This is a genomic window from Achromobacter sp. FW305-C-28 (assembly GCF_058783235.1).
In genome coordinates, this window is sequence record NZ_JBYSYL010000008.1 from 133,434 (window position 1) to 158,208 (window position 24,775).

At 66.8% G+C, this 24,775-nt stretch carries 20 protein-coding genes; 10 read left to right on the forward strand and 10 right to left on the reverse strand.

Translation table 11 applies throughout. The features are described 5' to 3' along the window. Positions 1-18 precede the first annotated feature (18 nt). The 4 genes from AC3WMR_RS19940 to AC3WMR_RS19955 are packed head-to-tail and all read left to right on the forward strand — an operon-like array spanning position 19 to position 4,278. A complete protein-coding gene (locus AC3WMR_RS19940) occupies positions 19-1,800 on the forward strand; it encodes a branched-chain amino acid ABC transporter ATP-binding protein/permease (protein WP_492264651.1) in 1,782 nt (593 codons plus the stop codon). After that, entirely contained in the window at positions 1,793-2,497 is a 705-nt protein-coding gene (locus tag AC3WMR_RS19945; RefSeq protein WP_025140547.1) for an ABC transporter ATP-binding protein, read from the forward strand. The genes AC3WMR_RS19940 and AC3WMR_RS19945 overlap by 8 nt, the downstream gene beginning before the upstream one ends. A 21-nt stretch (positions 2,498-2,518) precedes the next feature. Then, positions 2,519-3,514 (forward strand): NAD(P)H-quinone oxidoreductase, encoded by a 996-nt coding sequence (locus tag AC3WMR_RS19950; protein WP_492264650.1) that lies wholly within the window; start codon positions 2,519-2,521, stop codon positions 3,512-3,514. After that, a complete protein-coding gene (locus tag AC3WMR_RS19955; protein WP_492264649.1) occupies positions 3,511-4,278 on the forward strand; it encodes an SDR family oxidoreductase in 768 nt (255 codons plus the stop codon). The genes AC3WMR_RS19950 and AC3WMR_RS19955 overlap by 4 nt, the downstream gene beginning before the upstream one ends. 92 nt (positions 4,279-4,370) lie before the next feature. On the opposite strand, the gene AC3WMR_RS19960 is transcribed toward AC3WMR_RS19955, so the two are convergent. Together AC3WMR_RS19960 and AC3WMR_RS19965 are read right to left on the reverse strand one after the other, a co-directional pair. Beyond that, on the reverse strand, positions 4,371-6,578 hold the full coding sequence (locus AC3WMR_RS19960; RefSeq protein WP_492264648.1) for a TonB-dependent receptor: 2,208 nt from the start codon (positions 6,576-6,578) through the stop codon (positions 4,371-4,373). Between the two features lie 186 nt (positions 6,579-6,764). Then, on the reverse strand, positions 6,765-7,745 hold the full coding sequence (locus tag AC3WMR_RS19965; protein ID WP_492264647.1) for a pirin family protein: 981 nt from the start codon (positions 7,743-7,745) through the stop codon (positions 6,765-6,767). 121 nt (positions 7,746-7,866) lie between these two features. Between AC3WMR_RS19965 and AC3WMR_RS19970 the strand changes: the two genes are divergently transcribed. After that, positions 7,867-8,775, forward strand: coding sequence for a LysR substrate-binding domain-containing protein (locus tag AC3WMR_RS19970; protein WP_492264646.1), 909 nt, complete (start codon positions 7,867-7,869; stop codon positions 8,773-8,775). Between the two features lie 23 nt (positions 8,776-8,798). Here the strand turns inward: AC3WMR_RS19970 and AC3WMR_RS19975 are convergent, their stop codons facing one another. From AC3WMR_RS19975 to AC3WMR_RS19985, 3 genes are all read right to left on the reverse strand, one after another. Then, positions 8,799-9,782, reverse strand: a complete 984-nt coding sequence (locus tag AC3WMR_RS19975; protein WP_492264645.1) for a Bug family tripartite tricarboxylate transporter substrate binding protein — start codon at positions 9,780-9,782, stop codon at positions 8,799-8,801. 71 nt (positions 9,783-9,853) lie between these two features. Continuing rightward, positions 9,854-11,389, reverse strand: coding sequence for an AMP-binding protein (locus AC3WMR_RS19980; RefSeq protein ID WP_492264644.1), 1,536 nt, complete (start codon positions 11,387-11,389; stop codon positions 9,854-9,856). Further along, positions 11,386-12,273 (reverse strand): SDR family oxidoreductase, encoded by an 888-nt coding sequence (locus tag AC3WMR_RS19985; RefSeq protein WP_025140539.1) that lies wholly within the window; start codon positions 12,271-12,273, stop codon positions 11,386-11,388. The genes AC3WMR_RS19980 and AC3WMR_RS19985 overlap by 4 nt, the downstream gene beginning before the upstream one ends. A gap of 118 nt (positions 12,274-12,391) precedes the next feature. Between AC3WMR_RS19985 and AC3WMR_RS19990 the strand changes: the two genes are divergently transcribed. Both AC3WMR_RS19990 and acnA read left to right on the forward strand, forming a co-directional pair. Continuing rightward, positions 12,392-13,312 (forward strand): LysR family transcriptional regulator, encoded by a 921-nt coding sequence (locus AC3WMR_RS19990; protein WP_492264643.1) that lies wholly within the window; start codon positions 12,392-12,394, stop codon positions 13,310-13,312. Between the two features lie 309 nt (positions 13,313-13,621). Next, a complete protein-coding gene (acnA, locus tag AC3WMR_RS19995) occupies positions 13,622-16,327 on the forward strand; it encodes an aconitate hydratase AcnA (RefSeq protein WP_492264642.1) in 2,706 nt (901 codons plus the stop codon). A gap of 121 nt (positions 16,328-16,448) precedes the next feature. On the opposite strand, the gene AC3WMR_RS20000 is transcribed toward acnA, so the two are convergent. Both AC3WMR_RS20000 and AC3WMR_RS20005 read right to left on the reverse strand, forming a co-directional pair. Next, complete coding sequence (locus AC3WMR_RS20000) at positions 16,449-17,414, reverse strand: OmpA family protein (RefSeq protein WP_492264641.1); 966 nt, start codon at positions 17,412-17,414, stop codon at positions 16,449-16,451. 175 nt (positions 17,415-17,589) lie between these two features. Beyond that, a complete protein-coding gene (locus AC3WMR_RS20005; protein WP_492264640.1) occupies positions 17,590-18,363 on the reverse strand; it encodes a DODA-type extradiol aromatic ring-opening family dioxygenase in 774 nt (257 codons plus the stop codon). Between the two features lie 256 nt (positions 18,364-18,619). Between AC3WMR_RS20005 and AC3WMR_RS20010 the strand changes: the two genes are divergently transcribed. The 3 genes from AC3WMR_RS20010 to efp all read left to right on the forward strand — a co-directional run bounded on the left by AC3WMR_RS20010 (position 18,620) and on the right by efp (position 21,712). Further along, on the forward strand, positions 18,620-19,822 hold the full coding sequence (locus AC3WMR_RS20010; protein WP_492264639.1) for a DUF2863 family protein: 1,203 nt from the start codon (positions 18,620-18,622) through the stop codon (positions 19,820-19,822). 9 nt (positions 19,823-19,831) lie between these two features. Next, entirely contained in the window at positions 19,832-20,950 is a 1,119-nt protein-coding gene (gene earP / locus AC3WMR_RS20015; protein WP_492264638.1) for an elongation factor P maturation arginine rhamnosyltransferase EarP, read from the forward strand. 201 nt (positions 20,951-21,151) lie between these two features. After that, a complete protein-coding gene (gene efp / locus AC3WMR_RS20020) occupies positions 21,152-21,712 on the forward strand; it encodes an elongation factor P (RefSeq protein ID WP_006220534.1) in 561 nt (186 codons plus the stop codon). A gap of 140 nt (positions 21,713-21,852) precedes the next feature. On the opposite strand, the gene AC3WMR_RS20025 is transcribed toward efp, so the two are convergent. The 3 genes from AC3WMR_RS20025 to AC3WMR_RS20035 all read right to left on the reverse strand — a co-directional run bounded on the left by AC3WMR_RS20025 (position 21,853) and on the right by AC3WMR_RS20035 (position 24,751). Next, on the reverse strand, positions 21,853-22,311 hold the full coding sequence (locus AC3WMR_RS20025) for a DUF1178 family protein (RefSeq protein ID WP_492264637.1): 459 nt from the start codon (positions 22,309-22,311) through the stop codon (positions 21,853-21,855). Between the two features lie 150 nt (positions 22,312-22,461). Further along, positions 22,462-23,169 carry a DUF2968 domain-containing protein gene (locus AC3WMR_RS20030; protein WP_492264636.1) on the reverse strand — a complete coding sequence of 236 codons (708 nt, stop codon included), beginning with the start codon at positions 23,167-23,169 and terminating at the stop codon, positions 22,462-22,464. Positions 23,170-23,344: 175 nt separating this feature from the next. Continuing rightward, positions 23,345-24,751 (reverse strand): sigma 54-interacting transcriptional regulator, encoded by a 1,407-nt coding sequence (locus AC3WMR_RS20035; protein ID WP_492264635.1) that lies wholly within the window; start codon positions 24,749-24,751, stop codon positions 23,345-23,347. Between the last annotated feature and the right edge of the window lie 24 nt (positions 24,752-24,775).

Below are 24,775 nucleotides of genomic sequence, written 5' to 3' on the forward strand. Positions count from 1 at the left end.
AGCCACAAGGAGCGAGACGTGTTTCCCGACTTTCGAAGCCCCAAAGCCTACGTCAGCCTTATCCTGCTGATCGTCATGTTCATCGTGCCCGTCGTTCTGGGCACGCCCTTCTGGACCAACCTGTTCGTCCTGCTGTTCGTCTTTTCCGCCCTGTCGGTGGCCTGGAACATCGTCGGCGGCTACGCCGGCCAACTGTCGCTGGGCCACGCGGTGTTCTACGGCATCGGCGGCTACACCGCCACGCTGCTGACGCAGAACTTCGGCATCTCGCCCTGGTTCGGCATGCTGGCGGGCGCGGCCATTTCCGCGGCCGTGGCCATCCTGATCAGCTACCCCACGCTGCGGCTGCGCGGGCCGTTCTTCGCGCTGGCCACCATCGCCATCCTGGAAGTGGTGCGGCTGCTGGTCATCCACGAAGAAAGCTGGACCGGCGGCTCCAGCGGCATCAGCCTGCCGCTGAACATCGGCTGGGCCTGGATCGTGTTCCGCGAAAAGATCAACTACGTGATCATCGCGTTCGGCCTGTTCCTCGTGGTGACCTGGGTATCGTGGTACATCCGCAAATCGCGCATCGGCCACTACCTGATCGCCATCCGTGAACGCGAAGATGCGGCGCTGGCGGTGGGCATTCCCACCGTGCGCGTGAAGATCATCGCCGCGGTGGTCTCGGCCATGCTGACCAGCGTGATCGGCACTTTCCACATCACCTACCTGACCTTCGTAGACCCCAGCTCCGCGTTTTCGCTGGAGCTGTCGATCCAGGTCGCCATGTTCGCCCTGATCGGCGGCCTGGGCACGGTGGCCGGCCCCATCGCCGGCACCTTCCTGGTGCTGCCCATCGCCGAGCTGGCGCGCGGCTGGCTGTCCAGCGTGGGCAACGGCATGCACGGGCTGATCTACGGCCTGATCCTGGTGGCGGTGGTGCTGACCATCCCCCGCGGTCTGGCGGGCGCCTTCGGCCCCGCCATCGAACGCGCGCTGGCGCGGCTGCCCTACCTGGGCACGCCGCGGACCCAACGCAAGCTCAACGAGCCGGCCCGGCTGCACGATGCCGTGCGCAACGACCAGCCCGTGCTCAAGGCCGACAAGCTGTTCAAGAGCTTCGGCGGCCTGCGCGCCACCAACGACGTGTCGCTGACGCTGAACCAGCACGAGATCCTGGGCATGATCGGCCCCAACGGCGCCGGCAAGACCACGGTGTTCAACCTGCTGTCCGGCTTTCTGTCGCCGGACAAGGGCGCGGTGTCGATGCGCGATGCGCAGGGCAACTGGGTCGCTTGCAGCACGCCGGATGAATTCGCGCACCAGGGGCTGGGCCGCACCTTCCAGATCGCCAAGCCCTTCACTGGCCTGACGGTGCTGGAAAACATCATGCTGGGCGCCTTCATCCGCACCTCTGACCGCGAGGAAGCCGAGCAGATCGCCCTGAAGGTGGCCGAGGAAACCGACCTGCTCAAGTCCCTGAACACCGAAGCCCGCAGCCTGACGGTGGGCGGCATGAAGCGGCTGGAGATCGCCCGCGCCCTGGCCATCCGGCCGCGCATCCTGCTGCTGGACGAAGTGATGGCGGGCCTGAACCCCACCGACATCGAGAAATCCATCCAGATGATCCGCCGCATCCGCGACTCGGGCGTGTCGGTGCTGCTGATCGAACACATGATGCAGGCCACCATGGCGCTGTCTGACCGCATCATCGTGCTGAACGAAGGCGCGGTGCTGGTCAGCGGGGCGCCCAGGGACGTGGTCGAGAACCCCGCCGTCATCGAAGCCTATTTGGGCAAGGAGTACCAGGATGCTTAAGGTTTCGGATCTTTCGTCGGGCTACGGTAAGAGCCAGGTGCTCAACGGCCTGAACTTCGAGGTGCGCGCCGGCGAGATCGTCACGCTGATCGGCGCTAACGGCGCCGGCAAGACCACCACGCTCAAGACCCTGTGCGGCGTCATCGGCGCCACCACGGGCCGCGTGGAATTCGAAGGCCAGGACCTGACCAACCGCCCGCCCTTCGACATCGTCGACGCGGGCATCACCATGATTCCCGAAGGCCGCCAGCTGTTTCCGCACTTCACCGTGAAGGACAACCTGCTGATGGGCTCGTACAAGCGCGCCGCCCGCCCCATCGTGCAGCGCAAGCTGGAAGAAGTGCTGCAGATCTTTCCGCGCGTGCGCGAACGCCTGGGCCAGTATGCCGGCTCGCTGTCGGGCGGCGAGCAGCAGATGGTGGCCATTGCGCGCGGCATGATGGCCGACCCCAAGCTGCTGGTGTTCGACGAGCCCTCACTAGGCCTGTCGCCGCTGCTGGTGCAGCAGATGTTCGACATCATCCGCGACGTCACCGCGCACGGCGTCACCGTGCTGCTGGTCGAGCAAAACGTATTCCGCACCCTGCGCCTGGCCGATCGCGGCTACGTGCTGGAAAACGGCGCCATCGTGCGCACCGGCACCGGCGCCGAGCTGCTGGCCGACCCCCACGTCAAGAAGGCCTACCTGGGCCACTGATTCTTCAAGGACCTGTCCTGTATGTCTTTACGCTGCACATTCATCGACCACGGCAAGGGCGGCCCGCCCGACTGCCTGCGCCCGGCCGAACGCGACATGGAATCGCCCTCCGGCCGCCAGGTGCTGATCGAAGTCGCCTACGCCGGGGTCAACCGCCCCGACGTGCTGCAACGCTCCGGCTCGTACCCGCCCCCGCCCGGCGCGTCACCCTACCTGGGCCTGGAAGTGTCGGGCACCATCATCGCCGCGGGCCCCCAGGCTACGCGCTGGAAGGTGGGTGACAAGGTCTGCGCGCTGACGCCCGGCGGCGGCTACGCCCAATACTGCCTGGCCGACGAACGCCACTGCCTGCCCGTGCCGCGCGGCCTGGACCTGCTGGCGGCCGCCGCCATTCCCGAAAACTATTTCACGGTCTGGACCAACGTGTTCGATCGCGCCCGCCTTGCGGCCGGCGAGAAATTCCTGGTGCACGGCGGCTCCAGCGGCATCGGTCTCACGGCCATCCAGCTGGCGCGCGCCTTCGGCGCCCAGGTCTGGACCACCGTCGGCAACGCCGAAAAGGCCCAGGCCTGCCTGGCGGCCGGCGCCCACCACGCGCTGAACTACCGCGATACCGACTTCGAAGCCGACATTCGCGAAGCGACGCAAGGCGCCGGCGTCGACGTCATCCTGGACATGGTGGGCGGCCGCTACATCAACAAGAACATCCGCCTGCTGGCCGTGAATGGCCGCCTGGTGCAGATCGCCTTCCTGGAAGGCAGCAAGGCCGAAATCGACGCCCTGCCCATCATGACCAAGCGGCTGTCGTTCACCGGGTCCACCCTGCGCCCGCGGTCGGACGAGGACAAGGGCGCCATTGCCCAGTCGCTGGCCGACAAGGTGCTGCCGCTGATGGAACAAGGCCAGTGCCTGCCGCGCATCCACGCCGTGTTTCCGCTGGCGCGCGCCAACGAGGCCCACGCCCTGATGGAGAGCAGCGCACACATCGGCAAGATCATGCTGCAGGTGCAGGCATGAGCGCGCGCTTCACCGATCAGGTCGTCATCGTCACCGGCGCCGTGGGCGGCATCGGCTCGGCCATCGTCGAAGGCTTCCTGGCCGAAGGCGCGAAGGTCGGGCTGATCGACTTCAACGCCCAGGCAGGCCAGGCCTGCGAGCAGGCGCTCAAGCAACGCGGCCACGCGGTGGCCTTCGTGCCGGCCGACGTGGCCCATTTCGACCAGTGCCAGGCGGCGTATGACCGCATCACCCGCGAGCTGGGCCCGGCCACCATCCTGGTCAACAACGTGGGCATCTCGCCCAAGACCGACGGCCGCGCGCTGAAGGTCTGGGAGATGACGCCCGGCGAATGGGACAAGGTGGTGGCGGTCAACCTGAACAGCGTCTTCTACATGACGCACCTGGCCGCGCCGCACATGGTCAAGCAGCGCCAGGGGCGCGTCATCAACATGTCGTCGGTGGCCGGCAAGGCTTACTGCGACATCGTCGCCGCGCACTATGCCGCCACCAAGGCGGCGCTGCTGGGCCTGACGCGCCACTGGGCCGCGGAACTGGGCGAGTACGACGTCACCGTCAACGGCCTGGCCCCGGGGCGCATCAGCACGCCGCTGCTCAAGAGCGTGCCCAAGGAAATCAATGACGCCGTGGCCGACGTCACCGCCCTGCGCCGCCTGGGCACGCCGGAAGAAGTGGCCGATGCCTGCCTCTTTTTCGCATCCGACCAGGCGCGCTTCGTGACCGGGCAGGTGCTCGATGTGGCGGGTGGCTGGTTAATGACGTAGAAAGCAAAAGCCCCGCGGGTTCAATGATCCAGCAGGGCTTTTTTGCCGGTCCGCCTCAGACAGACCGGCGATCCAGTGAACACCAGGACCGATCAGAAGTCCATGCTGGCGCTCAGCGAGAACGTGCGCGGGCCGCCCAGCACCAGGTAGCCGTTGCCGGGGTAGCCGCCCACCGACGACCAGTAATTGCGGTTGGCGATGTTGTCGACCCGGGCGCGCAGCGTCACCACGTGGCCGTCCACGTCCATCATGTAACGCAGGCCGGCGTCGAAACGCGTCCAGCCGGGCACCTTGAGCGTGTTGGCATCATCCGCATAGGACGCGCCGGTGTAGACCACGCGGCCGTCCACAGCCAGGCCCTGCACGCCGGGAATGTCCCATTCCGCGCCCAGGTTGGCCTGGAAGCGCGGCACGCCGATCACGCGGTTGCCGTCGATGGCCGTGTTGCCGGTGGACCGCTGCTTGGCATCCAGGAAGGTCAGGCCGCCCAGCACGCGCACGGTCTTGATCGGTTCGCCGAACACGGTCAGCTCCACGCCCTGGTGGCGATCTTTGCCGGAGGCCGTGAACTTGTTCGACGCATCGTAGGAAGCGCGCGGCTTGTCGGTCGAGAACAGCGCCAGGCCCGCGCCCAGGCCGTCGCCGTCGTACTTGACGCCGATTTCCTTCTGCTTGGAAACGTACGGCGCCAGGCTTTCGCCCTGGTTGGGCACGGGCTTGCCGTTGGCCACGCTGGGCGCCGTATCGCCGGCCACCAGCGCCTCGATGTAGTTGGCATACAGCGACACGCTGGGCGCCACCTTGAACACGAGGCCCGCGGCCGGCGAATTGCGGCTCTGGTCGTAGGCGCCGTTTTCCTTGCCGGTGTTGTAGGCATAGCTGCGCGAGGACAGGCGCTGATGACGGATGCCCAGGGTCAGCAGCACCTTGTCGTCCAGGAACGACAGGGTGTCGCCGAACGCGTAGCTGCTGGTGCGCGTGCGGCCTTGCAGCGCCGGATCATCGATATCGTTGCCGCGCAGCGCCTTGGCGCTGAACGCCGGCTGCGAATACGACTGCGGGTCGTAGATATTGGTCGGGAAGGTATTGGCGTAGTCCATGATGTAGGCGTTCTTTTTCTTCAGATCGAAGAAAGACGCCGACACCACGAATTCATGCCCCACCGGGCCGGTGCGCACCTTGGCGCGCAGCCCGACTTCACCCGTGTTGACGCTGTCCTTGCGGGTGTTGTCGAAGCGGTAGAAATTGCCCGCGCCCGTGGACGCGTTGGTCAACGTGACGTTGCCCAGCGAATTCGCTTCGTCGCTGCGGCGCATGCCAAAGGCTGCCCAGCCAGTCAGCTTGTCGCTGAAGTCGTGCTCGGCCCGCACCGTGCCGAACCAGTCGCGTTCATTGGAATACGACCAGGGCTGCGCATAGTTCGAGCTGGCATCGGGCGGCGCCGGCACGTGATCCTTCAGGCCCACCACGCTGATGTTCGGCCGCGCCCGCTTGAGCTTGTTTTCCTGAAAGCCGATGTCGGCCGACAGGCGCGTATCGGCCGAACGCCAATCCAGGCCCAGCGACACCAGGCTGGTGCGGGAGTGTTCGTCGTCGATGGCCGTGTCGCCGCTGCGCTGCGCCGCGTTGATGCGGATGCCGGTGCTGTCGTCCGGGCCGAAGCGGCGCGCGATGTCGGTGGACACCTGGAACTGGCCGCCGCTGGACACGCCGGTGGTGATGCGGGTCAGCGGATCGTTCGGCGCGCGCTTGGGCACCAGGTTGATCACGCCGCCGATGCCGCCGCCGTTGGGCGCCGCGCCCGTCAGGAAGGCGGTCGCGCCGCGCAGCACTTCCACGCGTTCGAACAGTTCGGTGGCGATGTACTGGCGCGGCAGCAGGCTGTACAGCCCGTTGTAGGCCACGTCGTCCGAGCTCAGGATGAAGCCGCGGATGAAATACGATTCCTGGAAGTTGCCGAAGCCGCGCGCCACGCGCACGCCCGGGTCGTTCTGCAACACTTCGCCGACGCTGCGCGCCTGCTTGTCCTGGATCAGTTCATTGGTATAGCTGGTGACGCTGAACGGGGTGCTCATGATGTCTTGCGTGCCCAGCACGCCGATACGGCCGCCACGCGCCACCTGCCCGCCCGCATAAGGCTGGGCCAGGCCGCCGGCCGAGGCGTCGGCGCTGGCCTCCACCTTGATCGCTTCCATCGACACGACCGGACTGTTGGCGTCGGCGGCGGGCGCGGCGGATTGGGCATGGGCGACGGCGTACGGCAAGGCCGCAACCACGCACGCAAGAGTTCGTAGTTTCATATCGGGATATCAATAAGCGGGCGCTTCGCAAGAAGCAGGGAATCGCAAGTGCGAGCTAGATTCTAGATAAAACGGAATCATTCTCATTGCGTCCCTTATATAGAAATCTCTAATTGTTGCAGCCGCACAACGGCCGCGGACAGGATTTCCGCTTTCTATTCAGCACCTTGTCAGACCCGCCCGCGCTCAGCCCCGCACGCTTGCCTCTTGGCGAAGCTGGCCGAATTCCCCCGCTTCGTAGGCGGCCATCGCCTGCGACAGCGCGCGTGAATTCGACATCACGAAGGGGCCGCGCTGTATCACCGGCTCATTGATGTCCCGCCCCGCCACCAGCACGAAATGCGATGGCGCGCTGCCCGCGATCAGCAACAGCATGCCGTCGCTGTCCGCCGAGGCGGCCAGGGCCGCCCCCGCGGGCAGGATGGCGAAGTCGGGATCGACCACGCTCTTGACGACAGGCGCCGGCCGTTTGCCGACCGTGGCGGACGGCGCCGACGTCCCGCCCGAGGCAGGCGCCATGGGCGCGCCCGGCGCGACTGGCGTGGTCTGGTGCCGCGCGCGCACCCCCAATTCGCCCTGCACCGCATACAGCCAGGCATTCCAGCCCGCCGGCAGCGGCACCAGGCGCGAGGCGCCCGGCCGCAGCCAGCCGTCCAGCACCAGCAAGGGCTCGGGCGTGGCCAGCGGCGCGTCCCAACCGCCGTAGCTGCCCGAGGCCACGCGCACCCGGCCCGCGTCGTTCTGGATCACCGGCATTTCCCAGGCGCGCAGCAGCGCGGTGTCCGGCGCCAGTGATTTCAGTTTTTCGGGCAGGTTCACGAACATCTGCAGGCCGTTCAGGCGTGCCTCGCCCACCGGCTGCTGCGTGTGCACGATGCCGCGGCCGGCCAGCGTCCAGTGCAGGTCGCCGGCACGAATTTCGTGGTCGTTGTGCACGCTGTCGCGGCTGCGCATGGCGCCCCGTGTGTCTTCCAGCAGCAGGGTCACCGCCGACATGCCGGCATGGGGATGCGGCGCGAATGTCGGGCCGGTCATGACGAAGTGGTCCACCAGCACCAGGGGCGACATACCCTGCGGGAAATCGGTGTAGCGGAATTGGCGGATGGAACAGGCGTCACCCACGGGTTCAAACGAGGGGGTGACGGGAGGGCTGAGACGGAGGGTCAAGGATGTGCTGCCTGGTTTTATTACCTGGCGCCAAGCTTATGGGTTCTGCCCTGCGCACAGTAGAGTCGGATTTCAGGAATAATTGTCCTGTTAAGTAGGACAATCCTTCGCGTAAACCCCCATGAACACCTACATTCATCACCTCGACGATCTTCTGCTTTTCAGCGAGGTGGTGGAGAAAGGCGGCTTTTCCGCCGCGGCCCGCGTGCTGAACATGCAGCGCTCGAAACTGAGCCGGCGCGTGGCCGAACTGGAGGCGCGCCTGGGCATGCGGTTGCTCCAGCGCAACACCCGCCGGGTGTCGCTCACCCCCATGGGCGAACAGATCTACGTGCACGCCCTGGCCATGGCGCGCGAGGCCCGCAGCGCCTTCGACCTGGCCGCCTCGATAGGCGACACGCCCAGCGGCCTGCTGCGCATGACCGCACCGTCGGCGTTGGCGGTGACCCTGGTGGGCGACCTGGTGGCGCGCTTCTGCCTGAAGCATCCGGGCGTGCGGGTGCTGCTCGATACCCGCGACCAGATCATTGACTTGGTGGGCGAAGGCTACGACCTGGCCTTTCGGGCCCAGGGCGCGTCGCTGACGGATTCGCGGCTGGTCGCGCGCGAACTGGCCCCGGTGCCGTTGATCCTGGTGTGCGCCCCCGGCGTGGCCCTGGCCGCGCCGCGGCACCCGCGCGACCTGAACACCTTGCCCTTGCTCGCCCACGCCACGCAGGACAGCCCGCAAAGCTGGCACTTCGTCGGCCCGGCAGGCGAAGCCGAATCGGTTGAATACCTGCCGCGCTGCCTGAGCAGCAACCTGGCGGCGCTGCGCGAAATGGCGCGCGCCGGCCTGGGCGTGGCGCTCTTGCCGCATTACCTGTGCGCCGGGGCGCTGGCCAAGGGCGACCTGGTGCAGATCCTGCCCGCCTGGCAGACGGCGCCGGCCCGCATCTATGCGGTCATGCCCGCCCGCCGCGGGGCGCCGCTGGCGCTGCGGCGCTTCCTGGAATTCGCGGTGGCGGAACTGCCAGCGCTGGTGGCCTGACGCAGCGCCACGCGGGCCCGCCGTCAATCCAGCTTGATGTGGTTGGCCTGGATCACGGCGCCCCAGCGCTCGCGGTCTTCAGCCACGTAGGCATCGATCTCGGCCTGGCCGCGCGGCGCCTGGATCACCAGCCCCTGCACCTGGAAACGGTCGCGAAAGTCGGGCTGCCGCATCACCTCCGCCACGGCCTCTTGCAGGCGCGCGGCTTCGGCCGACGGCGTTGCCTTGGGCACGGCCAGGCCGAACCAGGTGGCCGCGCGAAACCCCGGAAACCCGCTTTCGGCCACCGTGGGCACGTCCGGCAGCACGGGCAGGCGTTCGCTGGTGGTCACCGCCAGCGCCTTGATCTTCTTGTCGCGCACCAGCGGCAGCGACGTGCTGATGACGTCGACCATCAACTGCGTGTCGTTGCTCATCAGGGAACTGAGCGCGGGCGCGCTGCCGTTGTACGGAATGTGCGCGGCGTCGATGCCGGTGCGCGACTTCAACAATTCCGTGGCCAGTTGCAAGGGGTTGCCGATGCCGACCGATGCGTAGTTCAGCTTGCCCGGCCGGGCGCGCGCGTAATCGACGAATTGCGCCAGCGTGGCGGCCGGCACGTCGTTGTTGGCCACCACCACCTGCGGCAATTCCGCCACCACCGACAGCACGCGGAAATCGCGCGCGGCGTCATACGAGATCTTTTGGTAGAGCATGGGGTTGAGCACCATGCTGGCGTTGCTGGCCAGGAACACGGTATAGCCGTCGGGTTGGGCCCGCGCGACCTGGGTGGCGGCGATCATGGTGTTGGCGCCCGGCTTGTTTTCCACCACCACGGGCTGCCCCAGTTCCTGCGAGAGCCTTTCGGCCAGCACCCGCGCCAACTGGTCGGCCGACCCGCCCGGCGTATACGGCACCACCAGCTTGACCGGGTGGTCCGGAAACGCCGCCAACGCGGTCGACGTGCCAGCGGCACACAGCAACAAGGCAGCCGCGCAGCGGCCGAACGCGTGAATCATCCTCGACATGGTTGTCTCCCCAGTGTCATTGTTCGATGCGCAATATGGGCTTGCGCTTGTGGTGATGCGTGGATCGCCCGCTACACCTTCCTTTCCAGGCCGGCCCAGAAGGTATCGCGCAGGCGGCGCTTGGCGATCTTGCCGTTGTCGTCGCGCGGCAAGGCCGCCTGCAGGCGCAGTTCGCGCGGCACCTTGAACCGCGCGATGCGCCCCGCCAGCCACTGCAATGCGTCTTCGGGCCGCACGTGGGCATCGGCCGCCGGCTGCACCAGCGCCAGCAGGCGTTCGCCGAACTCGTCGTCGGGCACGCCGAACACCGCGCAATCGGCCACGCCGGGATACTGCATCAGGTGGTGTTCGATTTCGGCGGGGTAGATGTTCACGCCGCCCGAAATGACCAGGTCGGATTCCCGGTCGCACACGAACAGGTAGCCGTCGTTGTCCACGTAGCCCAGGTCGCCCAGGCCGATCAGGCCGTCGAGTTCGACGCGGCGGCGGGCCTCGGGGTGGTTGCGGTAGGTGAAATCGGCATAGGCCGGCTGGCGCACGAAAATGCGGCCGACCTGCCCCGGGGCGCACGCGGCGCCGTCGTCGCCGACGATGCGCACCTGCGCGCCGCCGATGGGCCGGCCGGCGCTGCCGGGCCGTACCAGGGCCTCTTGCGAGTCGATGGCGGTTACCATGCCGGCCTCGCTGGACGCGTAGGTTTCATGGATGACGGGCCCCAGCCAATCGATCATGGCGCGCTTGAGCGCCGGTGCGCACGGCGCGCCGGTGGATGCCACGAAGCGCAGCGACGACAGGTCGAACGACGCGCGCACCGCCGGGTCCAGTTTCAAGAGGCGCACATACATGATGGGCACCAGGTAGATCGTGTCGATGCGGTGCCGTTCGATCAGGCGCAGCACGTCGACGGGATCGAAGCGCGGCGTCACCACCAGGGTGTCGCAGACCCGCAGCGCCACCTGCGCGAAAACGCTGGGCGCGCTGTGGTAGATGGGCGCGGGCAGCAGCGCCCGGCAACCGGCGCGCAAACCGTAGGCCTGTTCGACCACGGCTTCGACGGCCGCCAGGCGCTGCGGCAGTTGGTCCAGCGGAAACGGTTCGCGCACGACGCCCTTGGGCCGCCCGGTGGTGCCCGACGTATAGGCCATGTGGCCACGCGGGGCCACCACGGGGCCGTCGTAGGGCGCATGCGCGTCGCGCCAGCCGGCGTAGTCGTCGGCCGCGCCCGCCGCCCCCACCCGCAGGGCGGGCAGGTCAGCGGGCAACGCGCCCTGCACCGCCGGCCACAGGTCGGCTTCGGCGATCAGCAGCCGGGCGCCGCTGTCGGTCACCAGAAAGGCCACCTCGGAAGGCGTGTAGTGCCAGTTGATGGGGCAGTAATAGCAGCCCAGCCGCTTGCAGGCCTGGATGATTTCCAGGTAGGGCATGCCGTTGCGCAGCAGCACCGCCACCACGTCGCCTTCGCCCACGCCCATCGCCGCCAGCCCGGCCGCGACCTGTTCGCCGCGCAGCGCCAGCGTGGCGCGGTCCAGCACGCAATCGCCGACGATGATCTGCCCGGCGCCCAAGGATGCGGTGGGCGCCGTGGCGCGATGATCCGACGCCCTCATGCCCGGCCCGCCGAACGCTGCGCCTTGTCTTCGGCATTGCGCGCCTCGATGGCGGCGCGGGCCGCGGCCCAGTCGTCGTCGGTCCATTCGAAGTACTGCTTGAAGTAGGCGCCGTTGGCCAGGTAGTCGCCGCCGTCCAGCGCGATGGTCTGGCCGTTGATCCAGTCGTTGCCCGGCGCCAGCAAAAAGGCGGCGAGTTCGCCGATGTCCTGGTCCTGGCCCAGGCGCTGCATGGGGTTCTGCTTGACCAGGGCATCGGTGCCGGTGTCGTTGGGCCGCAGCCGGGCCGACGCGCCCTCGGTGGGAATGACCCCGGGCGCAATGGCGTTCAGGCGGATGCCGCGGCGGCCCCATTCCACGGCCAGCGACTTGGTCATGGCGTCGATGCCGGCCTTGGACATGGCCGACGGCACCACGAACGGCGAGCCGGTCCAGACCCAGGTGACCACGATGGACACCACCGCACCCGACGCGCCCGTGGCGATCCAGCGCTTGCCCACGGCCTGCGTCATGTAGAACGTGCCGCGAAAGACCGTGTCGGCGATGGCGTTGAAGCCACGCTCGGACAGTTTTTCGGTGGGGCTGATGAAGTTGCCGGCGGCATTGTTGACCAGGGCATCCAGCCCGCCGTGGTCGGCCCAGATGCCGGCCACCATGGCGTCCACCGCGCTGGCGTCACGGATATCCACGGCGTGGGCATGGGCCTGGCCGCCGAAATCGCGCCGCAGCGCCTCGGCCGCCTGCTCCAGCACCGCCAGGCGGCGGCCGCAGAGATGCACCGTGGCGCCCAGCGCCGCCAACTGCCGGGCCATGGCATAGCCCAGCCCGGTGCCGCCGCCGGTGACGAGAATGCGCTGGCCCTGGTACAGGTCGGCGCGGAACATGGTTTGCCGCATGGGGTGTCTCCTTGTGTTTGGTTTGAGAATATCAATGGCCTTGATTCGCGACAATGCCTTGATATGACTAAACTCTGTTTCCTCACAGGCAACAATGAGGCAAGCCATGGCCGCCCTGGACCTGAACCTGATCCAGCTGTTCGTGACCATCGTGGAAGCCGGCACGCTGAGCGAAGCCGCGCTGCGCCAGGGCGTGACGCGGTCGCACGTAAGCCGCAACTTGCAGAAGCTGGAACGCGCCTTTGGCGCCCAATTGATCCGGCGCACCACCCGCCGGCTGGAACTGACCCATGAAGGCACCGTGCTGTACGACCACGGCGCCCGCATGGCGCGCGAGGTGGAATCGGCCCGCCACGCCTTGCAAAAACTGGGCACCGAGCCCACCGGCCACGTACGCCTGAGCCTGCCCACCGGCCTGGGCGAACTGGAAGCCCTGCGCCCGCTGCTGGTGCGCTTCGCGCTGGACCATCCCAGTCTAAGCCTGCGAGTGCTGTTTTCGAACCGGGTGAGCGACCTCATTTCGTCCGAGATCGACGTGGCGCTGCGGGTCATCTCGACCCCGCCGCAAGACTACGTGGCCCGCGACCTGGGCCGCATCAAATGGCATCTTTGCGCCGCGAAGGGCTACCTGGAACGCATGGGCACTCCCAGCCACCCGCGCGACCTGGCCCGCCTGGACTTTCTGGCGCCGCCCGCCCCCCGGCCCCAGGTGACCCTGCGGCTGCACCGCAAGGGCCAGGCCTATGACGTCAAGCTGGCCACACGGCTGCAATCCGAGTATTTCCCCTTCCTGGCCCAGGCCGCCCGGGAGGGGGCCGGCGTGGCGCTGCTGCCCGCCTATATCGTGCAGCCCGATCTGCGGGCCGGCCGGCTGGTGCCGGTGCTGCAGGCCTACCAGGCCGAAGGGCCGGGCGAGCGCCTCTATATCCTGACCTCGCCCACTCCCTATCCATCGACCGCCCAGCGCGCCCTGGTGGACTTCCTGAAAACAGAACTGGAACCCCTGCTGCGCGATTTCCTGGCCTGACCGGCCGCCATGCACTTGTAGGACTTCTTTGTTAAAAAAAGGGGACTTGCAGGGACGGCGCGCCTGCTCCAAAGTAGCGGTTTGGGCATGCAGCCCTGGGCAGGCGCCAGATCCTTGGGCGCCCCAGGCCGGACCCGGATTGCCGGGCATGGCCAGGACCAGACGCCGCCAAGGAACTTTGACGTGCCCTTCAAGTCTTATATAAGATATAAGACACAAGCCAGACCGCGCCGCTGTCGCCTACAATGACAAACGCGTCGAAACGCCTGAAAATGCCGGCTTTACGCGGGCGAAACCACGGAGTCCATCATGCCGCACAACACCCTAGACACACTCAAGAATTTCAAGATCGGCAACAAGTCCTGTCAGTTCTATTCGCTGCCGGCGCTGGGCAAGTCCCTGGGCATCGACGTGCAGCGCTTGCCGGTCTCCATTCGTATCGTGCTGGAATCGGTGCTGCGCAACTGCGACGGCAAGAAGGTCACGGAAGAACACGTGCGCCAACTGGCCGCCTGGCAGGCCAACGCCAAGCGCGAAGACGAAATTCCCTTCGTGGTCGCCCGGGTGGTGCTGCAGGACTTCACCGGCGTGCCGCTGCTGGCCGACATCGCCGCCATGCGCTCGGTGGCCGACAAGATGGGCAAGAGCCCCAAGAGCATCGAACCCCTGGTGCCGGTCGACCTGGTGGTCGACCACTCGGTCATGATCGACTACTTCGGCACGAAGAACGCGCTGGACCTGAACATGAAGCTGGAATTCAAGCGCAACCAGGAGCGCTACCAGTTCATGAAGTGGGGCATGCAGGCCTTTGACACCTTCGGCGTGGTGCCCCCGGGCTTCGGCATCGTCCACCAGGTGAACCTGGAATACCTGGCGCGCGGCGTGCACCAGGACAAGAAGAACAACGTCTACTACCCCGACTCGCTCGTCGGCACCGACAGCCACACCACCATGATCAACGGCATCGGCGTGGTCGGCTGGGGCGTGGGCGGCATCGAAGCCGAAGCCGGCATGCTGGGCCAGCCGGTGTACTTCCTGACCCCCGACGTGGTCGGCGTGGAACTCAAGGGCAAGCTGCGCGGCGGCGTCACCGCCACCGACCTGGTCCTGACCATCACCGAAATGCTGCGCCGTGAAAAAGTGGTCGGCAAGTTCGTGGAATTCTGTGGCGAAGGCACGGCCAGCCTGTCGGTGGCCGAACGCGCCACCATCGGCAACATGGCCCCCGAATACGGCGCCACGATGGGCTTTTTCCCGGTCGATGGCCGCACCATCGACTACTTCCGCGGCACTGGCCGCACCGAAGACGAAATCGCCGCGTTCGAAGCCTACTTCAAGGCCCAGAACATGTTCGGCGTGCCCGCCGCCAAGGACATCAACTTCACCAAGCTGCTGACGCTGGACCTGTCCACCGTCGCCCCGTCGCTGGCTGGCCCCAAGCGCCCGCAGGACCGCATCGAGATCGGCAACGTCAAGAACACCTTCATCGACCTGTTCTCCAAGCCGGTGGCCGAAAACGGCTTCAACCAGCCCGCCGACAAGCTGCAGCAGACCTTCACCACCAGCACGGGCACCAAGGTCAAGAACGGCGACATCCTCATTGCCGCCATCACCTCGTGCACCAACACATCCAACCCCAGCGTGCTGCTGGCCGCCGGCCTGTTGGCCAAGAAGGCCGTCGAAGCCGGCCTGAAAGTGCCCAAGCACATCAAGACCTCGCTGGCCCCTGGCTCGCGCGTGGTCACCGAATACCTGACCAAGACGGGCCTCTTGCCCTACCTGGAAAAGCTGGGCTTCGACGTGGCCGCCTACGGCTGCACCACCTGCATCGGCAACGCCGGCGACCTGACGCCCGACCTGAACGACGTCATCACCAGCAACGACCTGGTCTGCTCGGCCGTGCTGTCCGGCAACCGCAACTTCGAAGCGCGCATCCACCCGAACATCAAGGCCAACTTCCTGGCCTCGCCCCCGCTGGTGGTGGCCTACGCCCTAGCCGGCACGGTCACGCGCGACCTGATGACCGAACCCGTCGGCCGCGGCAAGAACGGCGACATCTGGCTGGGCGACATCTGGCCCACCACCGAAGAAGTCGAATCGCTGCTCAAGTACGCCCTGGACCCCAAGGCGTTCGAGGCCAACTACGGCCAGGTCAAGAGCAACCCGGGCAAACTCTGGGAAAACATCAAGGGCGTCAACGGCGACACCTACAACTGGCCTGATTCCACCTACATCGCCGAACCGCCGTTCTTCGATGGCTTCGGCATGACCCCGGGCGCGATGCCCACCGTCAAGAACGCCCGCGCACTGGGCGTGTTCGGCGACTCGGTCACCACCGACCACATCTCGCCGGCCGGCTCCATCAAGGAAACCTCGCCCGCGGGCAAGTGGCTCAAGGAACACGGCGTCATGAAGGCCGATTTCAACAGCTACGGCTCGCGCCGGGGCAACCATGAAATCATGATGCGCGGCACCTTCGCCAACGTGCGCATCAAGAACCTCATGATTCCCGCGGCGGCCGACGGCAGCCGCTTCGAAGGCGGCGAAACGCTGTTCCAGCCCAGCGGCGAACAGATGTCGATCTACGACGCGGCCATGAAGTATGTCGCAGCCGGCACGCCCACCGTGGTGTTCGGCGGCGAAGAATACGGCACCGGCTCGTCGCGCGACTGGGCGGCCAAGGGCACCCAGCTGCTGGGCGTGAAGGCCGTCATCACCCGCAGCTTCGAACGCATCCACCGCAGCAACCTGGTCGGCATGGGCGTGCTGCCCCTGCAGTTCAAGGGCGGCGACAGCGTGCAGTCGCTGGGCATCACCGGCGAAGAGACCTACGACATCTCCGGCCTGGAAAACGGCATCAAGCCGATGCAGGACGTGACGCTGACCATCACCCGCAAGGATGGCTCCAAGCAGGACGTCACCGTGCTGCTGCGCATCGACACCCCGATCGAAGTCGACTACTACCAGCACGGCGGCATCCTGCCCTTCGTGCTGCGCCAGTTGCTGGCCGCTTAAGCGCCCACACACGCACCTGCCCCTCGCAGGCAAGACAAAGCCCCTGGAACCGCAAGGTTCCAGGGGCTTTTTTCATGGCTTGCGAACGCCCGCCGGCGCGAGGTTCAGGCCAGGCGCCGCACTACTGGCTGACCAGCTCGACGCGGCGATTCTTGGCGCGACCCGCCTCGGCATCGTTGGCCGCCACCGGCGCCAGCGACGCCACGCCGCGCGGCGACAGGCGCGCGGCGGGAATCTTGTAGTCGGCCTCCAGCGCCTTGACCACGGCGTCCGCGCGCTTTTGCGACAAATCCAGGTTGCGCGCCAGAGTGCCCTGGTTGTCGGTATGGCCCACCACGTAGACCTTCAGGTTGGGGTTGGCCTTGAGCAGCTTGCCCATTTCTTCCAGCGCGGCCTTGGATTCCGGCTTGACCTCGGCCTTGTCGGTATCGAAGTACACGCCGTAGACGGCCACGCGCCCCGATTCGGCCAGCGACTTCTGCATGGCGGCCATGTCCAGCACCTGGACCTGCCCGGTCTGCATGGGTTTGGTCTCGACCACCTGCACGTAGACCGGCGTGATCTGGTTGGCGCTGTCTTCCATCACGTCCAGGAACACATACAGGTCGCCCGACGGCGCTTCTTTCCTGGCCAGCACCACGTAGTACTTGCCACCGAACGCAGCATCGCCCTGCCCGGGCGGGCTGACCTTGCCGCCGTTGATGACGAACGACTGGAAGTCGCTGCCGCATTGATCGTCGCCCTTGCACTCGAATACGGTCTTGAAGCCGCCCGACTGCAACGCGCCCTGGTAGTTGCGGTACACCTCGAGCGCCGACTTGCCGCCGCCGATGCGATACGAAATGCGCGTGACCTTGCCCTCCAGTTGCAACCCCTTGGCGGCCGATTCCTGGGCGATCGGCTGGTTGGGCATGAAGGCTTCGTCGTAGTCCTTGCGTTCGTAGGCACGGATCTCGGCGCCCTTGAAACGCGTCAGCGCAGGATGGTCGCTCGACCCGGGCACGTCTTCGGCCCAGGCGGGCTGCAAGGCGCCCAGGCACAGGGCGGCGATGGCCAGGCATGCGGATGCCACGATAGGCGCTTTCACGATCTTGATCTCCCCGCCGGCGGCGCCGGCATGCGTCCAACACAAGGAAACGCCCGCGAGGCGCGGGCGGCAGCCATTATGCATAGTCGCTCTGCCGTTTCCAACCCGCGGGGCGTAACAAGGCGTAGAGGCGCCGAGCCGCTGCGCCACTCAGCGGCTCGGCGCACGCTACACCCTAGTCGAACGCGTAGGCGTCCATCGCCAGCGCGCCGTACGAGATCTCGTCGGTCAGCCGCGTGGCCTGCGCACCGCCCGCCCCCAGCGCCACGTACAGCGGCATCAGGTGGTCGTCGTGCGGATGCGCCTGCGTCGCGCCCGGCGCCTGCGCCTGCCAGTCCAGCAGCGCCGGCACGTCGTGGGCCGCCAGGTGGCGGGCGTACCAGTCCTGGAATGCCGGCACATACGGCACCGGCGGCGCGTCCTGCGGCATGCGCACGTGACGCAGGTTGTGCGTCAGCGAACCCGACCCGATGATCAGGATGTCTTCGTCGCGCAGCGGCGCCAGGGCACGGCCCAGCTCGAACTGCGCCGCCGCGTCGCGCCCCATGTCCAGCGACAGCTGCACCACCGGCACGTCGACCTCGGGATACAGATAGCGCAGCGGCACCCAGGCGCCGTGATCCAGCGGCCTGCGCGGATCGCGGTCGGCGGCGATGCCGGATTCGGCCAGCAGGCTTTGCACCCGCTCGGCCAGCTCCGGTGACCCGGGCGCGGCGTATTGCAGCGTGTAAAGCTCGGGCGGAAACCCGCCGAAGTCGTGCCAGGCCACCTGCTGGTCACGCGTGGACAGGGCCAGGCCCTGGCCCATCCAGTGCGGCGAAATCACCAGGATGCCGCGCGGTTTGCGGCCCTGGGCCTGGCTCCAGGCGACCAGCGCGGGGCCGGTCGAACCGGGCTCCACGGCCAGCATGGGGGAACCATGGGAAACGAAAAGCGTAGGCCAGCGCATGGCGGTGACTCCAGGAAATCATGTCGATGGAAGCATTTTCGGTCGTTTCCATTCGGCAATAAACCCCCGCCAAAGGGATAATCTGTTGCCCGTTCAGCATCAATGCCGCACCGCGCGACCCGTCCGCCATGGCGGGAGCCGCCTCGCTGCCGTGCCCGCCCCGCGCGCTGCCGGCCTTGCCGCGCGCCCGTGCTGCCCGCGACCGTGGCGGGCGTTAAACTACGTCGTTACACACTTACTGGACGCCTCCGAAGTTATGGCCCGATCCCGCAGCCAATCCGCTCCCCGCATGAACCGCGATGCCACCCGCCTGGTCACGCTTGCCCAGTCGCTCAACCGTTCGGGCAGCCGCGTTGAAGACGTGTTCTGGGAGAACCAGCTTGGCGAAGCGATTCCGAAGCTGCTCAAGGCAAGCCAGGACGCCCCGTTGGAGGCCGCCCTGGACCATCTCGCCCAAAGCGACGTGGGCGCCTACGAAGTCCTGATCGAACAGGCCGAAACCCTGTCCGAATCGATGAAGATCGAGAAAAACGGCGTGCGCTACGACGTGCTGCTGATCGTCGCGCCCATCGTGGCCTGGACCCGCTACGCCATTCCCACCGGCGCCGTGTCCGCCAGCGCCCAGCAGGCGCTGCTGGCCCAGTTGCACGGCCATGTGCTGTCCAGCCAGGCCCGCACGGCGCTGATGCCGTGGCTGGTCAGCGTCGACCAGATGCCGCGCACCTTCTCCGAAACCTGGCAATGGCTGCAACGCCTGGGTTCGCAGGCACTCGGCGCCGAAACCACCAAGCCCACGCTGAACACCGAGGCCGAAACTGCCAACATGCTGGCCGACACGCGCTACATCGTGGCGGCGGTGGCGGTGCCGGAATTCGCGCCCGTCTTCCGCTGGCAGGAGCAGATCGGCGAGGCCGACGCCAGCCGCGACGCCTGCCAGGAACAATGGGCCGCCCAGGCCCAGCCCACGCTGGCCGCCTTGCTGCCGGGCTGCGGCTTTGAATCGCTGCTGCCCGATGCCTACTACGTCAGCAACCGCGAAGCCGACCGTCGCGTACGGCCGCTGTCGCTGCGCGCCGCCATCAGCTGGCTCGAAGGCGCGGTCAGCCTCGAAGCCTCGCAACTGCGCGCGGTGGTGGCCGGCTGCGGTGAAAACCGGGTCGACGAATACCGCATCAGCTTCACGGCGCGCAACAGCAACGACGTCTACTACGGCTGCGTCTGGCCGCTGTACGGCCGCGAAGAAGACCTGCCCGGCGACGAAGGCCAGCCCGACGTGGTCGACGAAATCGCGGCCCTGCTCAAGGAATATGGCGTGAACGACGTGCGCCGCATTCCGGGCGTGCTGCCGCCGGAATACTGCGAAGACTGCGGCGCGCCCTACTTCCCCAACCCCCTGGGCGAACTGGTGCACGCCGAACTGCCCGAAGACGCCGAGGCCGCCCCCGCCAAGTTCCACTGAAGGCCGGCCATGCAAGCGGACATCTTCTGCCGGGTCGTCGACAACTACGGCGACATCGGCGTCTGCTGGCGGCTGGCGCGCCGCCTGGCGCACGGCTGCGGCTGGGACGTCCGCCTGTGGGTCGACGACCTGGCCAGCTTTGCCCGCATCCAGCCCGGCATTGCTGCCGCCCTGGCACGCCAGGCCTGCCAGGGCATCGACATCGTGCATTGGTCCGATGCTCCCGACCCGACGCTGGCAGCCCGCGACGTGGTGATCGAGGCCTTTGCCTGCGATCCCCCGGCCGGGTTCCTGGACAGCATGCGGCGCACCCATCCGGTCTGGATCAACCTGGAATACCTCAGCGCCGAGGCCTGGGTCGAAAGCTGTCACGGCCTGCCGTCGCAGCGGCCCGACGGCCTGGTGAAGCATTTCTTCTTTCCCGGGTTCACGCCCGCCACCGGCGGCCTGCTGCGCGAGCCGGCCTTGTCGGCTGAACGCAACGCTTTCCAGGCCGATCCCGACGCGCAGGACGCCTTTCTGCGCAACCTGGGCGTGTCGGACGCGCTGCTGTCGCCACGGCGCACAGGCGCCCGCACGGTGTCCCTGTTTTGCTACCCCAGCGCCCCGCTGGACGGCCTGGTCCGGGCCCTGGCCGACGATCCCGTCCCCACCCTGCTGCTGGCGCCCCAGGGCGTGGCGCCAGGCCTGGAAGCCGCCTGCGCCGCGCGGCCCGGCGGTCCGTCCGTGGCGCGGCTGCCCTTCGTGGCCCAGCCCGACTACGACCGCGTGCTGTGGTGCGCCGACCTGAATTTCGTGCGCGGCGAAGATTCCTTCGTACGCGCCGCCTGGGCCGCCCGCCCGCTGGTCTGGCAGATCTACCCGCAGGAAGAAAACATCCACCTGGAAAAACTCGAGGCCTGGCTGGCGCGCTATCCGGCCCCGGATACAGCTGCGGCCCTGATTCGCGCCTGGAATCTGCCCGCCAACCCTGAAGCCACGGCGCGCGCCCTGACCGACGTCCTGGCGCCCGCCGCCTGGCGGGCCTGGACGCAAAGCGCCCGCGACTGGGACAGCGCACAGGCCGCACAACCGGATCTGGCGGAAAATCTGGCCGGTTTTTGCGCAGAGTTAGCCAAGAAACGTTAGAATAGAGAGTTTTCTGAGTCGCCCAGGAATTACCGGGCCTCAACTATGTCGCCTCCCGGGGTGTGCATGAAGCCGAGAACGCTGGCCAGGTCAGGCAGCCGTTGACACGTTATCAACGTGATTGACTCGCGGGCCCTGCAGGCGGGCGTTGCGGCTTTTTGCTAGCACGGCGAGTGCACCCATCCCCCCGGAGTTTTATCGATGAAAACCGCTCAGGAATTGCGAGTCGGCAACGTGGTCATGGTCGGCAAGGACCCCCTCGTGGTCCAGAAGGCCGAATACAACAAGTCCGGCCGTAACGCCGCTGTTGTGAAACTGAAGTTCAAGAACCTCTTGACCGCGTCGGCCAGCGAATCGGTCTACAAGGCCGACGAAAAGTTCGAAGTCGTCCAACTGGATCGCAAGGAGTGCACCTACTCCTACTTCGGCGACCCGATGTACGTCTTCATGGACGAAGAGTACAACCAGTACGAAATCGAAGCCGAAAGCATGGGCGATGCCCTGAACTACCTGGAAGAAGCGATGCCCGTGGAAGTGGTCTTCTACGACGGTCGCGCCATCTCGGTGGAACTGCCCACGACCATCGTCCGCGAAATCACCTACACCGAACCGGCCGTCCGCGGCGACACGTCGGGCAAGGTGACCAAGCCGGCCAAGATCAACACCGGCTACGAACTGAACGTGCCGCTGTTCTGCGCCATCGGCGACAAGATCGAAATCGACACCCGCACGAACGAATACCGCAGCCGCGTGAACAACTAAGCCGGCAGCAGGTACGAAAAAGCGCCAGCCCTCACGGGTCTGGCGCTTTTTTATGCCCGGAGGCCCTGCCGCCCGAAGGCCGGGCAGCCCCCACGGGGGGCAGCAAGCGCAACGCGCGCAGCGTGGGGGTCCACACCCTTTTATTGCAGGCGGTCGTCGTCCAGGAAATCCGGCACGGCCATCACGTCGATGCCGTCTTCGGCCAGCGCCTCGCGCTCTTCGGGCGTTGCCGTGCCGCGGATCGGACGCTCATCGGCATCCCCCTCGTGCATGCGGCGCGCTTCTTCGGCAAAGCGCGGCCCCACGTTTTCGGTGTTGCGCAGCAACGCCCTGACCTGGCGCATGACCACGGCTTGCAAGGCCGACATCTTTTCGGCCTCCGACGCCCCGGCCGGCGGTGCCGGCGGCGTGGCGGGCGCGTGCAGGTGCGCCACGTTCAGCCGCGGCGCCGACAGGCGCTTGGTAATGGTGGCCGACGCACAGACGGGGCACGACACCAGGCCTCGCGCCTGCTGCGCGTCATAGTCTTCGTGCGAACCGAACCAGCCTTCGAAAATGTGGCCGTGCTCGCACTGGAGGTCGAAAACTTTGAGAGCCATGGATGGAATATGGGGATTGGCAGCCAGAATACAAGAAAGCCCTGGCGCGGGCCTTACGGCCATGCCGCCGACGGGGTTTTGGCCGATTCAAAGAAAAAGCGGACCCGTAGGCCCGCTTTCGCCTGCGCCAAGGCGCTGACGTGTCCTGGCTTACTTGCCGCGCTTGGGGGCCGCGGCAGATTGGCCGATCTGCGCCTGCTGGGCTTGCAAGGCGTCGATCTGGCGTTGCAGGTCACGCAGTTGCTGGCGCACGTCCTTTTGCTGGTCGGCCAGCGCGGTGGCTTCCTGGCGCGACTGTTCCTGGCGGGCGGCAACCTGCTCTTCCTGCTGCATGCGCAGCGTGCGGTCAGCCTGCAGCGTGCTCAGTTCGGCGTTGCGGCTGGCCAAGAGCTTTTCGGCGTGGGTGTATTCGGCCTGCAGCTTGATGCGCTTGATGTCCACTTCCGCCAGGTCGACGGACTGGGCGGCAAAGGCCCGGTACGTGGCTTCAGCCTGCTTGTCGGATTGGGTCTTGAGCACCCGCCAGAAATCCTTCTGCTGGAACAGGGCCACGTAATAGGTCAGATCGTCCGGTTTGAACAGCAGGCTGGCGCCGTACGTGCCGTTATAGCTCGTCCGCAGCTCGGAAACCTGGCGGTTCTGGATCAACCCCTGCAACTCGGCCACCGTGGATGACGGGCGCGCGGCAGGCGCCGGCGCGGGCGGGGTGACCGGCGTGGACGCGGCCTGCTTGTCCTCGACCTGCTGGACCGTAGGCCGCGGGGGTTCGGATTGCGCACTGGCGCATGCGGCCAGGCCGGACAGGGCCGTACCCAGCAGCGCCATGCGCGCAGCGGCACGGATAAAGTGGACGTTCATGCCTTCCCCAAAAAAATCGTTGCGGAACTATAGCAATTTATTTCGCTTGAAGCAGACGCACTTACATAGCACGCCCAGATAATGTCGTGCGCTAAGGGGGATTCCCTATTGCGCGTTATATGGCCGCCCAAAAACCCGCGTTGAAAATACCGGCATACTGCGCGCCCCATACCCATCAGGACGCTTCGATAATGCCGTCGGCGGTTTCCCCCTGGCCGCCGCCCAAATGCAGTTTGCGCATTTTCTCCCAAAGCACCTTGCGGCTGATGCCCAGGGTATTGGCGGTGTCCTGCCGCCGCCAGCCATTCACATCCAGCGCGGCCAGGATGCGGGCGCGTTCGGCGCGCTCGGCATCGGTGAAGACCGGCGGCTCGCACTGCGTATTGGCGCCCGCCCCGCTCAACGCCCCCGCGCCCCGCAGCGGTTCGGCCAATTGGTCGAAAATACGTTCGATACGCGGTTGGTCCCAGGCCTTGAACTGACGCCGCACGATCGCCACGCGCTCGGCGACGTTTGACAGTTCGCGCACATTGCCCGCATAGCGCGTGCGCGCCACCCGTTCGATCAGCCAGGGCGGCGGTTCGCCTTCGCAGCCCATGCGTTCGAGCAGACCGCGGAAAATGGCCGCCTTTTCCTCCGGGCCGCGCTGCTCCAGGTTGGGAATACGCAATTCAATGACGGCCAGCCGGTAATACAGGTCGGCCCTGAATTCGTCCTGCCCCACCAGCACCCGCAGGTCCTTGTTGGTGGCGGCCACCAGGCGGAAATCGACCGGAATCTCCACAGTCGACCCCAACCGGGTCACGGCGCTCTGCTCAAGCACCCGCAACAGCTTGACCTGCTGGTACAGCGGCAGGTCGCCGATCTCATCCAGGAACAGCGTGCCGCCGCTGGCCTGTTCGAAGTAACCCTTGTGCGCCCCCACCGCGCCGGTGAAGGCGCCCTTGGCGTGGCCGAAGAAATGCGCCTCGAACAGGCCTTCGGGAATGGCGCCGCAATTGACGGCCACGAACGGCCCGTCGGACCAGGCCGCATGGTCGTGCAGCAGCCGTGCGATGCGTTCTTTGCCGACGCCGGTCTCGCCGTGAATCAGCGCATTGCTGCGGCAGTCGGCAAACATGTCGGCCTCGGCCAACAGCGCCCGCATCGGCTCGGATACCGCGATCAGCGGCTGCTCGCGTCGCGGCGCCGACCGGTTGACCTGGTCCAGCGTGCCCAGCAGCTCGAACAGCAGCTTGCGCAGGTCGGTGGTGGTGAACGCCAGCGGCAGCGTGTAGGAATATTCGGGCGGGTAGTAACGGGGATCGCGGCCGCGGGCCTCGGCGGCCACCCAGATGACGGGCATGGCCTGCACCGACAGCCAGTCATAGCCGCTGAAACGGTTATCGCCCATGACCGACACCGACACCAGCGCGACGGCGGGCCGGGTCGGATCTCGCGGCGGCGGAAACGCCGTGCCGGCATCCGCACGCACCAGCGACACGTCCATGCCCACCAGGCAGCGCTCGGCGCGGCTGGCGATGTCGGACGTGCCCTCCCAGACGTAGACGTCGAATTCCTCGCGCGAGAATTTCTGGGTCATGGCGACCACCGGGCCGGCCAGGGC